General features: G+C 57.0%; 12 protein-coding genes and 2 pseudogenes. 6 read left to right on the top strand and 8 right to left on the bottom strand.

Annotation, left to right across the window (positions count from 1 at the left end):
- Positions 1–188: 188 nt before the first annotated feature.
- Positions 189–476, bottom strand: coding sequence for a hypothetical protein (locus IB248_RS12035; RefSeq protein WP_246733601.1), 288 nt, complete (start codon positions 474–476; stop codon positions 189–191).
- 209 nt (positions 477–685) lie between these two features.
- On the opposite strand from IB248_RS12035, the gene IB248_RS12030 reads away from it, so the two are divergent.
- The 6 genes from IB248_RS12030 to IB248_RS12005 all read left to right on the top strand — a co-directional run bounded on the left by IB248_RS12030 (position 686) and on the right by IB248_RS12005 (position 7,564).
- Complete coding sequence (locus IB248_RS12030) at positions 686–1,138, top strand: MEKHLA domain-containing protein (RefSeq protein ID WP_192240935.1); 453 nt, start codon at positions 686–688, stop codon at positions 1,136–1,138.
- A 601-nt stretch (positions 1,139–1,739) separates the two neighbouring features.
- The gene (locus IB248_RS12025; protein ID WP_192240871.1) at positions 1,740–3,878 is read left to right on the top strand and encodes a caspase family protein; all 2,139 of its coding nucleotides are present in this window, start codon (positions 1,740–1,742) and stop codon (positions 3,876–3,878) included.
- Entirely contained in the window at positions 3,875–5,146 is a 1,272-nt protein-coding gene (locus IB248_RS12020; RefSeq protein WP_192240870.1) for a hypothetical protein, read from the top strand. The genes IB248_RS12025 and IB248_RS12020 overlap by 4 nt, the downstream gene beginning before the upstream one ends.
- Positions 5,147–5,432: 286 nt before the next feature.
- A complete protein-coding gene (locus IB248_RS12015) occupies positions 5,433–6,914 on the top strand; it encodes a caspase domain-containing protein (protein WP_348648594.1) in 1,482 nt (493 codons plus the stop codon).
- Positions 6,915–7,016: 102 nt separating this feature from the next.
- Positions 7,017–7,271 carry a type II toxin-antitoxin system ParD family antitoxin gene (locus IB248_RS12010; RefSeq protein ID WP_025660847.1) on the top strand — a complete coding sequence of 85 codons (255 nt, stop codon included), beginning with the start codon at positions 7,017–7,019 and terminating at the stop codon, positions 7,269–7,271.
- On the top strand, positions 7,271–7,564 hold the full coding sequence (locus IB248_RS12005; protein WP_192240868.1) for a type II toxin-antitoxin system RelE/ParE family toxin: 294 nt from the start codon (positions 7,271–7,273) through the stop codon (positions 7,562–7,564). Before IB248_RS12010 ends, IB248_RS12005 begins: the two co-directional genes overlap by 1 nt.
- A 281-nt stretch (positions 7,565–7,845) precedes the next feature.
- On the opposite strand, the gene IB248_RS12000 is transcribed toward IB248_RS12005, so the two are convergent.
- The 7 genes and pseudogenes from IB248_RS12000 to IB248_RS11970 form a co-directional block, all read right to left on the bottom strand.
- Complete coding sequence (locus IB248_RS12000) at positions 7,846–9,234, bottom strand: Tad domain-containing protein (protein ID WP_192240867.1); 1,389 nt, start codon at positions 9,232–9,234, stop codon at positions 7,846–7,848.
- A 22-nt stretch (positions 9,235–9,256) separates the two neighbouring features.
- Positions 9,257–9,850, bottom strand: coding sequence for a TadE/TadG family type IV pilus assembly protein (locus IB248_RS11995; RefSeq protein ID WP_192240866.1), 594 nt, complete (start codon positions 9,848–9,850; stop codon positions 9,257–9,259).
- Positions 9,837–10,403 (bottom strand): pilus assembly protein, encoded by a 567-nt coding sequence (locus tag IB248_RS11990; protein ID WP_312867213.1) that lies wholly within the window; start codon positions 10,401–10,403, stop codon positions 9,837–9,839. Before IB248_RS11990 ends, IB248_RS11995 begins: the two co-directional genes overlap by 14 nt.
- Positions 10,404–10,753: 350 nt before the next feature.
- Positions 10,754–10,912: pseudogene (locus IB248_RS11985) on the bottom strand (type II toxin-antitoxin system HipA family toxin); the annotation flags it as partial.
- A pseudogene (locus IB248_RS11980) lies at positions 10,902–11,185 on the bottom strand (helix-turn-helix domain-containing protein). The pseudogenes IB248_RS11980 and IB248_RS11985, both read right to left, overlap by 11 nt.
- Before the next feature lie 441 nt (positions 11,186–11,626).
- On the bottom strand, positions 11,627–11,953 hold the full coding sequence (locus IB248_RS11975) for a hypothetical protein (RefSeq protein WP_192240865.1): 327 nt from the start codon (positions 11,951–11,953) through the stop codon (positions 11,627–11,629).
- A gap of 161 nt (positions 11,954–12,114) precedes the next feature.
- Positions 12,115–12,987, bottom strand: coding sequence for an LssY C-terminal domain-containing protein (locus IB248_RS11970; RefSeq protein ID WP_192240864.1), 873 nt, complete (start codon positions 12,985–12,987; stop codon positions 12,115–12,117).
- Between the last annotated feature and the right edge of the window lie 139 nt (positions 12,988–13,126).

Genomic DNA, 13,126 nt, shown 5'->3' with positions numbered 1-13,126 from the left:
TTGGGCCGCCAGCGAAGGCCGACATGACCGACCGACACTGAACGAGAAACCAGCAGGATGGAAACTTCGCCTTGGCACGTGAGTAGTTTTCAAGCTCGCACCCGCTTGCAGTCCTCGCCAAGGCCGTGGCCAGCGCCACGTTGGCGTTGCAACGAGGCGCTGAGACCTGAGAAAAAATCAGCCAATTGCTACTGGCAGACGCGCATGCTCTCCATATGCCATCCACCATCGTAGGCATTCGGCACCCGCCGGTCTTCGAACCAGCAACGCGGCGGTGGTGGAGGCGGCGGATCGATGTAGCGCGGCTCGCTGTTGTTTACGATCGCGCCACCGATCAACCCACCGATGACGCCGGCAGCCAGACCACCGGCAATCGCGGCGCCATTGTTGTCGTGATGGTGATGGCGCCGCGGTGGAGGCGGCGGATCGTCATAATGTGGCCTTCGCCACTCCTGGGCAGACGCAGGCGCGGCCATCGGCAATAGAGCGGCAACGCCGCAAGAGGCCATGACTGCCCAGGTAAGTATCGTTTTCATTGCAACTCCGATATCGGGTAGTGGATCTGAAAAAATTGCTCAAGGTGGCCGGATCAAATGCCGGCGACCTTATCCTGGTTCTTGGTGTCAAAGTCGGCGGCATCATGGCGCGCCTCAACAAGAGCCTAAACGGGAGTAAGGATAGCCAAATGTCGCTTGATGAGCCTTCAACCAGTCAAGCCTTCTTCGAACTCCTTGCGCAAAGCTTCTTGCGTGCAGTCCGCCGACCGCTTGTCGAGCCAGGGCAGGGAGCCGAATGGCTCTACTTCGACGCCCCTTTTGTGGTCGTCGCTCACAATACCGAGCCGGATCCTCGGTTCATTTATGCAAATCTCACGGCACAGCGATGTTTCGGATACTCGTGGGACGAGTTTACGAAATTGCCTTCTCGATTATCTGCTGAAGCTCCGGATCGACTGGAGCGCCAGGCGCTTCTCGATGAAGTCGCACGGCACGGATTTATCGCGAATTATCGTGGGCTTAGAGTTCGCAAGTCCGGCGCGCATTTTTGGATGGAGGACGGGCTCGTCTGGGAACTGCGGTCAGAAGCCGGAATGCGGCTGGGGCAGGCTGCCACGTTCTACAGCTGGACGGAAGCGTAAGCTTATTGGGGAGCGCACCGGGACCAATGGCATGCCGGATTGCCCGGTCAGCGACTTGGAGTTCCACGGCAATCGTCTGGTGTTGCGCCGTTTGATGTCGGCATGAAACTCGCGAGACGACACTTACCCATTCGTCTCCTCGTGCAATTGCGACTCCGTCTCTGCTTCCTGCTTTACCAACCACGCGACGTCGAATTGCCCACGAGACGCCTTTGCAGAATCTACGGAAATGGAGTCGAGATCGAGGCGGTTGTGATCGGATCAGCAACGTGCCTGCCGTAGGGGTTGATGGCGGCCGGGAACGATGAGAAGACGTGCGGCCTAGCCCTCGGCGCGAACGCATTACAAATCGCGCAAGAGGCTTTGACACATATGGGTCAAGAATCGGTGATGTGCGCAAGCTAAATTTGCGACAGAGAGATGGCGGCCTTGTCGCAATGATCCGCTCTAGGTAGCTCGCCATTAATGGGGATTGACTGCGAACCTGAAGTACAACTCCGATAGGTCGCCAGCCCAGAAAGTAACGCAAAGTTGCAATGTGGTAATTCCTTTGATATTACTTGTAGACCTTCAGATAACCTAGGCAGCGTCGGAGGGTGCGATGGGGCACAAGGGACCACGTGTCGTAACGATTGTGCTTGCGCTCGTGGCACTCGGAGGCTCATTTTGTCCGAGGCTTTCTTTCGCATCTGAAAACTGCTCTGTTGCTCCACCAATTTCTGTGGGTGGCCAGGTCCGGCTAGCACTCCTCATCGGCGTAGGAACGTATCTCGATCCCGGTATTAGCAGGCTCGTTGGACCCGTCAACGACGTGAACAGAGTGCGCGACCTCCTTATGAACAGTTACGCATTTCCCCGCGAGAATATTTGCATACTGACGGATGAGGACGCGACTTTTGTCGCCATCGAAGATGCTTTCGAGAAAATGCTCGAGCGCATTGCGAGCACGGATGACGTCGTCGTCATCTATTTCGCCGGCCATGGATCACAGACCGACGACCTCAATGGTGACGAGGCCGATGGCAGAGACGAAACAATCGTTCTTCATGATTCACGGGTGAATGGTCATGGCGACCTCTTAGACGATGACCTCAATCGGTGGCTCACAAAGCTCAACGGAAAATCCTCCCACGTAACGCTAATTCTCGATTCTTGTAATTCAGGAAGCGCTGCGAGGGGGCGCTCTGCGTTCAAGAAGCGGTGGGCTCATCCTTTGACCGGTAGCCCTGTTAAGGTAAGCGATGGTGATGCGACCGACTGGACACCGACCTCGTTCTCGGGCCTGACCGTACTTTCCGCTGCGATCGATGGCACCGCGGCGATGGAGGAGGACGGCGGAGGCCTATTTACGCAGGCGCTTATCGACATTCTTTCTGGCTCTCCTCATCAGACCTATGGGCAGTTAGCCAAACGTCTTCCGCCATTGCTGCGCGCGGCTGGAACCCCCCAGATCCCCTCTATCCAGGGGGATATCGACGGCCTCGTCTTCAGGAATGTTGACCGAGAGACACCGATTTCCTGGAGCATACGATCAATCTCACCTGGCGACCGCTCCCGGGCGCCACAAGTCGAGCTGACCGGTCCGCCATTGCCTGGAATCGGCCCGAACGCGGAATTGCGGATATACGAGGGGGCGAAAGATAGCCAAGAACTACTGGATCCGACGAAGGCCAAGGGACTTGCAGTGGTGAGATCCTTCACCGGGCTCAACGCGACTGCAACGGTGGTTCAACCGCTAGAAGCACCTCCCTTGGTAGAGGGCGATATCGCGATTTTGGTTCGGCCCTCCAGTGAATATCACGCCTTGACTGTCAGTTTGATGCCTCAAGTGGAAGCCGGCGGCATCCCCGCCGATCTTGCCGCGACACTTCGAAAAGCAATCTCATCTAACGAAGAGATGAGAGGATTTGTGAGCCTCTCGGATGACGGGGAACTGGAGGCCAGTCTCGATCGAGACGACGCCATCGTTTTGAGGGGCCCAACAAACGAGATCCGCAATATCATACCGTCCGGGCCGCCAGACAGACAGGCGGCGCAATTGGCGGACATACTGAGATTACATGCGCGACAACGTATTCTCCTGCGTCTGAAAGGTGAGGGTGGCAGCGACTTTGTCGACCAAGAGACTCTGAAGGTTCAAGTCGTTCCAGAGGCAAGACAAACAAGTTGCGCCGCCGGCACCTGGTTGCAGGCCCCGCCAAACACGGAGCAGATCGTACCCGAATGCTACGAAACCCATATCAGGGTTGCGGTCGATCCGAACTCTCCCTATCCGCTCTTGATCGGCGGGCTCGTTCTGTCCTCCGACGGCAGCATTATTGGTTTCCCGAGCAACGGACGACTGGAACTGGTTCCCGCGGGATCGACTTACGAGTTTCGCGCTCGAGATGAACGATTAATCGCGACGAGTCCATACGACTTACAGGACCAGATCCTGGTTTTTGGCACGCAGGAAAGGAACCCTGTCAGGTGGAGTGATCTAACTTTAACAAGTCGGCGCGCGCCGGACCATAACGTCGGGACGCTGCATCGGACGCTTGATCGGTACTTAAGCGGGGGAAGGGGCCAAATCTCGGCCGCCGAAGGCGACGATACGACATGGACGATGACCAGCGTTCCCATTCGTGTCCGTCAGCGTGCGGGAAGTTCCTTAGCCGGGCCGGACGCCTGCGAGCCACAGTTATGTGAAGCATTCATGCATGATCCGGTGACAGGGACTAGAGGGAGATTGGATCCATGACCGACGATGACAGCGCGAACGCACGACTGTCGCGAAGAAATCTGCTTTCTGGAGGCGTGACTGCTGCCGTTGGAGCACTAGTCTTGCCATTGAGCTTCGATATGCAGACCGGCGTGACCGCAGATGAGTTGCCTCAAGCCGGAGAGCCGCTTTCGGACGCTGAAATCGTTGAACTACTTAAGGAAGAAGGTGAACCCGATTTCGCTGCTCGCGCAACGATCTCGAACTTTTGGTTTCAGCAACCGTCCAGCGAACGGCCTTCCCCACATTGGCCATCCGACGACGTGTCTTTTGACTATCGGCCGCTTGCGGGTTTTGCCGCCGCCGGAACGGAATTTGAGCTGTCAGGAGAAACTCTCAAAGTCCTCGCCGATCGAAATGCCTTCGATCTTGGAGAGAGCCCTATCATCCTTTTTGGGCTGCGAGGATGCACGGTCTCGTCCGGAAAGGACTACTCGTCTGCATCTTCCAAGCACAGAGTGGTCACGACGCGACCCGACCACTTAAACATGAAGTGCCTGATAGGTGTGTGGAATCGCTCGGATGACACGCTTTCCTTGTGCCGCGGATCAACGGTTCCAAACGTGGATCTTATGGATGCCTACGTTCGAGGCGCCGTAGGGTGCAACATGCTTCCCACTGGCGTCCATAGATATAAGGTGGGTCCCCATAGGGGAAACAGACAGCCGGGCGCATTTCGTCAGCAGCAACCTCTCTGGGTCTTGCGGTCACCGAAAAGTCGTAGTTACGCGGCCAATGACCGATCCGCAATCTGGGATGATCTCAACGGTAATCTGCCGTTCGACAACATTCACGCCGCAATACTCAACTACCGCGCCAAGCCGCCATTTTTCTCTTCAGCGGGGTGTCAGGTTATTGCGGGGCGTTACAAGAATGGTGTCCCAATTGGAGCCTGGGCGAATTTTCGCCAAGACGCAGGGCTTGTCCATCCGCCTGTCATAACTCATGGAAGCCGTGGAGCAACGAGCGACGACGGAAGGACATTCACTTATTTCCTTCTAACAGGGGACGAGGCTTCTCTTATTACTTCTCGCCCAGATCTTGAGTTTAGAGCTCTTCGATATGGCTCGTCGGGACCTGCAGTGGAGGCGCTTCAGGAAAAGCTGCAAATGGCACCTGACAACATCGACGGAAATTTTCTACGCGCGACTCTCGGCAACTACCTTTCGTGGCAGAAGGATAAGGGGGACGCCGTAACTGGCATTGTCACGAAATCAGAAGCGGAGCGCCTCGGATTCTCGCTTTGATCGAACTCGATCCAGAAACTAGGAGGTGCTGACTGATCCCATGAAAACATCAGATCGGCCTGGAGTCGTTGGAGCTGTAATCGGAATTTCGGGCTTAGGTTAGATACGCAACGTGGAAGTCCCCGTTGACACAACCGGAAATCGGTAGGACTGTTTAAATTAGCGCCTGCTGCAATGCGCAGACCATAACGAAAAGGACTCAAGGGGGCGGCCTATGCGGGGCCTTTTAGTTGCCCTGACAATCCTAGTGATGTTTACGTGCGCAGAGGCGCTTGCGGAAACACGCGTGGCACTGGTGATTGGAAATTCCGCCTATCGCAACGTTCCTGTATTGCCGAACCCAGCTAACGATGCCAGCGACATGGCGACCAAGCTGCGTAGTCTCGATTTCGATGTAATCATTGGGCGTGACCTGGATCTTGCTGGCGTCAGGGCGGCAATCCGCGAGTTCAACGCGAAACTTGAAGGCGCCGACATCGCTCTGTTCTACTATGCGGGGCATGGCTTGCAGGTGAATGGCGAAAACTACATCGCTCCAGTCGATGCGGAGCTTCTTTCCTATATCGACTTGGAATTCGAAGCCGTTCCGATGAACATGGTCCTGTCCGCCATGGAGCGGCAGACGCACGTGAACTTGGTTTTTCTCGATGCCTGCAGAGATAATCCACTCGCGATCAATCTCGCTCGGTCCATGGGCACCCGTTCCTTTTCGATCGGACGAGGTCTGGCTAAGGTCGGGAGCGGCATCGGTTCCCTCATCGCCTTCGCAACCCAACCTGGGAATGTTGCGCTCGATGGAGTGGGCCGCAACTCACCGTTCACCGCCGCCCTCGTACGCCACCTTGGAAAACCAGGACGCGACATCACGCGCGAGCTGATAGACGTTCGCCGGGATGTGCTCGACGCCACTGACGGCAGACAGGTGCCTTGGGATAGTTCGTCGCTCACCGGCGAGGTAGTGCTAAAACCGCTATCAAAGCAAGAAGCAGCAACAGTCCCCGATTCCAAGCCTGACAATGCGGCCGAGCTTGTCTTCTGGGACACGATCAAGGAATCGTCTGACCGCGGTGAATTCGATGCCTATCTCCAGCAGTACCCGAACGGAGCCTTCGTAGCGCTTGCAAAGGCAAAAATCCGCAACATTGAGCGTCTTGCTTCCGATGGGGCAGTCGCTAAATTGAAGGGCGCTCCAGAGGCCGCCCAACCGCCTACTCCAGGCGTGGGTTTGCCGGCTTCGGAAGAGCGATTTGCCGCGCTCCCCCCGCAAGAAGCTCAACCAGATGAGCGGGATCGTGATCTGGCGCGTTCGATTCAGAAGGAACTCAATCGGCTCGGATGCAGAGCAGGCATTGAGGACGGGCTCTGGGGCGCCGCAAGTCGAAGGGCTCTTGCACAGTTCGCCGAGATTAGGAAGTTCGAAGTTTCAGCCTTGGAGCCATCAATGACTCTCCTTGAGCAACTTCGCACGCAGAAGATCCGGATCTGCCCGCTCGTCTGTGCTCAAAATTACCAAGAACGAGACGGTCTTTGCGTGGCAATAACAGCACCCGCAAAACGCACAATTAAAAACCCAGTCACCCCACCGACAAAAACTCAAAAGGCAAGCTCAGGCACCTGCCCCGCGGACGCTCACATCGCTGCACGCGAGGCAATTCCGCGCGGCAGTGGACGTGGGCGAACCGCAATGACCTTTACGCATTCCTGTGGCCGCGACCTTACTTGTCGCCGTCCTGGCCGCGGAATGCGCTGGACTTGCAGTTGGGGTTAGGCCGCCAATCGCAGAACCCCTTTCAGGAGCTTTCTTAGTGGGCTTCAATAGTTTGACAAACTTTGCCATCACAGGGTAGCCTGAGACCTCAAGGAGACTCTAATGGCAACCATGAATGTATCCCTTCCGGACCCGATGAAAGACTGGGTCGAAGCGCAAGCCAAGACCGGTCGATACTCGAACGCGAGTGACTACGTTCGAGACCTTATCCGCAGAGACCAGGCCCGGACTAACAAAATTGCGGAGATGCAACGTTTCGTCGATGACGGAATCAAAAGCGGCGTAGGAGGCCGTTCGAAGGACGAGTTGTTTTCCGCTGCCGTTGCGCGTGCCGAGATCACCCGCAGACGTGATTGATGCCATTCAGGCTCTCTGTTGAAGCGGAAGAGGATATCGTCTCAATCGCCGAACAAGGTATCCGCAACTTCGGATCCTTGGCCGCCAAACGATATCACGATGAGCTTTTTGATGTGCTCGATCTCATAGCCGCGAGTCCTCGAATGACGCGTGAGCGCCAGGAGATTTCGCCGCCTGTCAGAATCCATACATTCAAGGCTCACCTGGTAATCTATCGGATCAACGATGATGGGAGCGTTCTCGTGATCCGTATCCGTCATGGTCACGAAGATTGGATTGGAGACTCCCTCTAACGCGCCGCAGTATTGCGTTTTGTAACTAAGGCTTTGGACTTCCCGGTAGCAGAGCTCCCCAACCGCAAACTATAGGCCGCCGCCTCGACTTACGTCGATCCGCTCCAACACTGATCAGGACGATCTTCCCAAAGGGACAGCCGGATAACACAGCCGAAGATGTGAGCGTATTGCTCTCAGTAGTGAAGGGTGCCTATCGGCAGCCAGCATCTGTTTCCTGCAGTCGGACATATTGTGGATCCGGGTCTGATGGAGAGGCATTCGTCACTATCGCACGATATCTATTTGCTGACACGGAGGTTGGAGAGTGAATCCCCGATCTGCTTGAAGGCCGACTGAAGCGCGGCCGTTGTCGGCGAGTTGAAGAAGAAGGCGTTCTGGCTGGCGCAGTTGCGCAGGAGGTCCTGGGTGGCTTCGCTGGGCCCATTGAAGGCAATTGTGTAAATGATGATGCCGGAGTTCTTCATCGCCGTGCAGACCGAGGACAGACGGTTGTCGAGTTCCGTCTCCGCATCCGTCTCGTTGCTCGTCCCAAGTTTCTTGTCGGCCAGCCAGCCATAAGCGCTGTAGACGTTTGCCGACATCGTGTTCTCGCCGTCGGTCATGATGACTGCCGCCTTGTTCATGTTCTTCGTGTAGTAGTCGAGAGGCAGATTGTAGGTCGACATGTCGCCGCCCCAGAGACCACGCCATTTGGGAGACAACATCCGCCAGCCCCACACGGCCCCGAAGTTGATGTGGGTGTTGCCCACCGCCTTCATTGCCGCGATGGCGGCAACGACCGTCGCCTTCTTGGGGGTCAGGCGCGTTACCTCGGCGGGGCAGTTCTTGTTGGGACCGAGGGACGTGGTGAGAGGGTTGGAGTATTTCTTCTGGCCGCTTTTGTTGACGCTGATCCAGTTGTTATCCGTCCTGTCTGGCCAGTAATAGGGCGTGATTGGCTTGCTGGAGGGAACGGCGTCAGAAATGTCGTCGGCCTTGACGGCCTGCGCCTCGACGCAGCCACCCCATGAGCCACCCGTTGATGTCGATCCCCAATCGAGCGCGGCGATGGAGCCCGATTTCATCCAGCCGGCATGGCTCGTGCCGACATTGACCGACTGCGAGAACGGAACGATGCCCACATAGAGGTTCTCGGCAACTGCGTCGTCGCCATAGAGGATGTTCACCAGGGTGTTGGCCGCAGACTTGAGGCTCTCGAGCGGCGTTCCGGACATGGAGCCGGTGTTGTCGAGAACAAGTGCCAGTTCAAGGCCATTGGTCGATCGTTCGATGACGCTTTCCGCGCTGGTGCTGATCGTCTGGACGCCGAGGATTTTCATCAACGTCGCGGGAGCGCTGGCTGATGCCTTGACGGTCAGTGTCTTGTTGTCCGAGCTGATGGTCCAGGTCAGGCTGTCGAGCGTCCCGCCAATCTCCCCATTGTTGAAATTGGCGACCGCAAACTTTCGCAGCTCCACGTCGATGGTGGCGGTGTCCAGCTTGGCGACGGTCGAAAGAGCGCCGGCGTCGATGGCGCGCTGAAGGCTCGAATGGAGAAGCATCAGGCGGGCCGCGTCGATGCCGAACCCCGTCGCCCCGATCAGCGCCAGGCTGACGATGCCGACGAAGGGGAGGACGGCACCTTCCTCGGCCCTGCGGAAGCGGGAGATCATGGACATCAACGACATTGGATCATCCTTTCCTTGTGGACTAGCAACCGGGCGCGCTCGTGAGGCTGCCGAGACGGGGGCGGAAGACCGCCGTCTTGTAGAGCTGCGTCTCGACCGGCGTAAAATTGGAAAATAGCGGGGTGTAGTGATAGAAGACCTCGGCGACGATCACATTGTCGGTCGCATCGAGTGTGAGGTTGCCCGGAAGTGTGGCGGCCTTGGTGACGACACCGATCTTGCTCGTCTGGGCGTCAGAGCCGCCTTTGCACTGCCACGCAACGACCGGTGCAGCGCCGCCCGTGCGGGAAACCGACGTCAGGATCACGTAACCGTTCTCCTTGAAGTCTTCGTTTCCCATGACCTCGGATGACACCGAAAAGATCGAAGTGATGTCCGACGACGTGATCGCTTCGTAGCGCGCAACCGCATCCGCTACCGTCGATGCCATCTGCGCTGTCTGGAAGTGCGAGCGGGCATAGAGGCTGACTTCGCTGCCGCCGCAGAGAAGGAGCAGCAGCACGGGCGTGATGATCGCCATTTCGATACCTGCGACGCCTTCGTCGTTTACCGCCAGCCGACGGGTTATGGAAGAGAGAACGCGCAAGGGCTTGGAGATCAGGTCAGTACGGCTCATTCTGCACCACCGCTGTTGCCGTCAGTTCGACGGTGCCGTCGTTGCCAACGAGCTGTTTGAGGACGGGAGTGTGGAAGGTCCATGGGTAGGTCACGGTGTAGAGGACGACTTGTGCCGTACCGCCGTAGCCGTTCGCCCCCTGGTCGATGTCGTAGACACCGTTCCCATTGACGTCGGTGAAGTTTTCTCCATCGTCGCGAACGCCGTTGCCATTCTTGTCTGTGAATGGCTCGGGCTTTTTGAGAGCATCGAAGCCCTTGTAGGACAGGCTGGTGATGACGAGCTTGTCGGCATCCATGAATACGCCCGCCTGGTTGCGAATTTTCGCCTTTACGGTCGCATCCTGTGTCGAGTTCTCCGACACAAACCCCGTTCGGCCGGTCCTCGCTGCGTCATAGGTAGCGTTTTTGAGAACGATGTCGGCAGCAAAGGCAATACCGGACTCGACAATAGCGAATGTCAGGAAAATAAGAACGGGAGCGATGATTGCGAATTCGACTGCGGTCGCTCCGTCCACCGAGGTGCGGAAGCGCGTCAATACAAGTCCCCTCACGAAACACCCCATTCGCATCCATTCCGCGATCTTTTGGGTGTTCTAGCGCCGAAACATTCATAGGAATGTAACGCGATAGATAAAATTCTATGCAACTGTGCCTTTTATCAGCAATTGGCTACATTCCGGCCGAGCTGGAGGCGTTTGAGTATGGCGATCGGTTTCATGGAGAACTTCCCATGAAAATCCAAGCTCGTGCCCGGTATGCCCCCCGAGGTATCCACAACGACCTCACGCAGCGGGGTCGTGGGGAAGTCTCCCGGCCATGCGCGTTCTTTGAGCTGCCTGGGCGTTTCATCCCTGGACGCCTCCGTTGGCGATCAGCGCAGCCCGGGCGGCAGCGAATGAGAATAGAGGGAAATGGCGCTCTTACGGCGCCGGTAACTGGCGCCATAGGTGAAGAGCAGGCGATCGCCGTCCTGATCGAGGCGGCCCGCGACCACCGGTTCCGTCGCCCCCGGCAGCCTATTCCAGACAAAGGCTTCGGTAGTATCCTCCTTAGAAGTCATCATCGACCTCCCTCACGGCGTAGCGGACGCTCTTGGGCAGCAGGGTCAGTTTTTCGTCGAGGCGGGCATTATGCATCTCTAGGGTGCGCTCGTCGTGGTCGAACAGGCGAACGCCGACGAGCGAAGCGAGTCGAAGACGATACCGATCTCAGGGCCCGGCACGCCCTTTTCAATGCTGGAGAGCGTTGTACGGCTGCTGCCGGCGCGGTCGGCCAGTTCCTGCGCGGTTAGGCCGCGTTTGGCGCGGGCGACGCGGATCAGCTTGCCGAGCATCGTGAGGGCCTGGCGCGTGACCCGAGAGTAGCTTCTCTGACGGGGCACAGTTATACCTGATTTGTTCATTTGATTGGTCATAAAGGCGGTTCGCGTCCAGAATTTTGTACATGATGGGCGCCGAACATTGTCGGTCGATGGACTTGATGGCCGACCGGGCACGGCTAACCCGTCGAGACGTCCGATGACTCGTTGCAGCAGCAAAAAAGAAACGACGAGAAAATTGTCAGTCGCCAGGTTGCTGCAACTGAGTGGCAAGGTCATCTGGAGCAGCTGTCGTTGCACTAGGCTTGTAGGGATAGTGCTCCCAGCACCACCATTGCGTCTCAATCGACTTCGATGAAGCATGGCCAAAACCGCCCCATGTCTCGCAGCCAGCAACGGAACACCAATGGTTCACGTGAATGGTTGCTGCTGCCGCGCTGCTGCGTCCGTCGATACTCACGGCGCGGCGATCCCAACAATGCGCAATGTCCAACCAGCCTTTGGCGGTGAAATACCGATGGCCTGCGCTCTTCTGTCTGCCTCCCTCATTGCCATGGCCTTTGCCGTGGCCTGGTTCGCGGCCCAGACGGTGACCCTCATTTTACCGGCAGTGAACGTGAAGCGGCGAACCTTCTTTCTCCGTCCGGCAGCGAATCCAGCTTTGAAACCCCGCAGGAGTTCATCCATATTGTGAAGCGCTTTAAAATCGCTGGATTGCGCCGACCACCAGTCGTTAAAGGCTGTTTCCGTTTCAGTGGTCCGTTTTTGAACGCGCATTAGCATGGGAAACTCCGTCGCCGCGACGGCGCTCTCGTGGAGAATGCAGTCGAACGGTCAGGTTAATTAGGTGTGTTCACATTTTGTTCTCTTGTTAAGTCTTAGTCAAGTTCGGTCTTTCTCTCGATCAAGAGCGCCCGGCACTTTGAACTCATTCGTTGGTCGGATCAGGGTGTATCCGGCCCGACAACGGCACCGGCGTGACCGGCGCCCGTGACACTGACAGTCAAGGTGGCAAACGCGATCTCACCATCGGTAATGTAATGGTTGACCTTTCCGGTGTTCAAACGAGAGCCGGATTGGTGCCGCGCGACCTCCCCGATTACTTGCTTTGCCCTCAGTTCATTGACTATGTAGTCGCGCTCGGCGTTCGTATCGGCATCGGTCTTATGTGTGACTTGGAATGTCAGCCAAGTCAGAGAAAGCCCGGTATCTTTGGTGCCCGCCCCAACCCATAGGACGCGCTCCTCGGGCGATGGCCTGTCGGTATTCAACCAGAAGCTCGCCGTGCTCATGTCGTCCTCGGAATGGGCAAGACTAAGAGCCCAGAAACGGATGTGATGGCGCTTGCGGGGGCTATCGTCGATGGGCTCCTGGAATCCTATGTCCTGCCGTCTTCCAAAGAGATAGAAGGTGCTGAAAGGTGCGGTGGGATAGGCAGAGTTCATCAGGAAAGCGCGTATCATTCGCAACGTGCTTGCGATCCCCAAATGGTCGGCCGTGGTCCAGCCCGCCGTTGCAAAGGCCTCGTGGAGTTGTTGAAGATCGCCGATGAGGGCGAAATTTATAGGGTCGCCGGGCAGGCCATCCGCCGTGATCGTGTATCTGGGGATCAGCCCCCGATGAAGAACCTTCAGGGACAATCGGACCACGTTCGGAAGAATGACGTAAGCAGCCAGGCCATATGTGAGGCACACCGCAACGAGCCATGGAAACCTGTGGTCCGCAGTATCGAAAACAACGAAGACGATCAGCCAAACGCTGAGTACACCCAGACAGAAAACCAGAAACCTCCGGAAAAGGCGCGTCAGCAATCTCAAGACACGGGCTCCTCGTCTGGCGTTTGATGGGCTGGCAGTCGCCCTCGCTGTTCGTCGCGGGGATTTTAGCACCCGAGAGTATGCAAATGATAGCGTCGCCCTCGCTCATTGTGGGCAATATCGAGCGGGCAGCATGGAG

The organism is Rhizobium sp. RHZ01 (assembly GCF_014851595.1).
In the GTDB taxonomy this organism is placed as follows: domain Bacteria; phylum Pseudomonadota; class Alphaproteobacteria; order Rhizobiales; family Rhizobiaceae; genus Rhizobium; species Rhizobium altiplani.
This window is presented reverse-complemented; position numbering and strand designations above follow the sequence as displayed.

Excerpts from the sequence above, each read along its gene's own strand:
- IB248_RS12005 (WP_192240868.1), top strand. The coding sequence starts at position 7,271 with ATGCCATTCAGGCTCTCTGTTGAAGCGGAAGAGGATATCGTCTCAATC.
- IB248_RS12035 (WP_246733601.1), bottom strand. The coding sequence starts at position 476 with ATGGCCGCGCCTGCGTCTGCCCAGGAGTGGCGAAGGCCACATTATGAC.
- IB248_RS11995 (WP_192240866.1), bottom strand. The coding sequence starts at position 9,850 with ATGAGCCGTACTGACCTGATCTCCAAGCCCTTGCGCGTTCTCTCTTCC.
- IB248_RS11975 (WP_192240865.1), bottom strand. The coding sequence starts at position 11,953 with ATGCTAATGCGCGTTCAAAAACGGACCACTGAAACGGAAACAGCCTTT.
- IB248_RS12020 (WP_192240870.1), top strand. The coding sequence starts at position 3,875 with ATGACCGACGATGACAGCGCGAACGCACGACTGTCGCGAAGAAATCTG.
- IB248_RS12010 (WP_025660847.1), top strand. The coding sequence starts at position 7,017 with ATGGCAACCATGAATGTATCCCTTCCGGACCCGATGAAAGACTGGGTC.
- IB248_RS12030 (WP_192240935.1), top strand. The coding sequence starts at position 686 with ATGTCGCTTGATGAGCCTTCAACCAGTCAAGCCTTCTTCGAACTCCTT.
- IB248_RS12000 (WP_192240867.1), bottom strand. The coding sequence starts at position 9,234 with ATGTCGTTGATGTCCATGATCTCCCGCTTCCGCAGGGCCGAGGAAGGT.
- IB248_RS12025 (WP_192240871.1), top strand. The coding sequence starts at position 1,740 with ATGGGGCACAAGGGACCACGTGTCGTAACGATTGTGCTTGCGCTCGTG.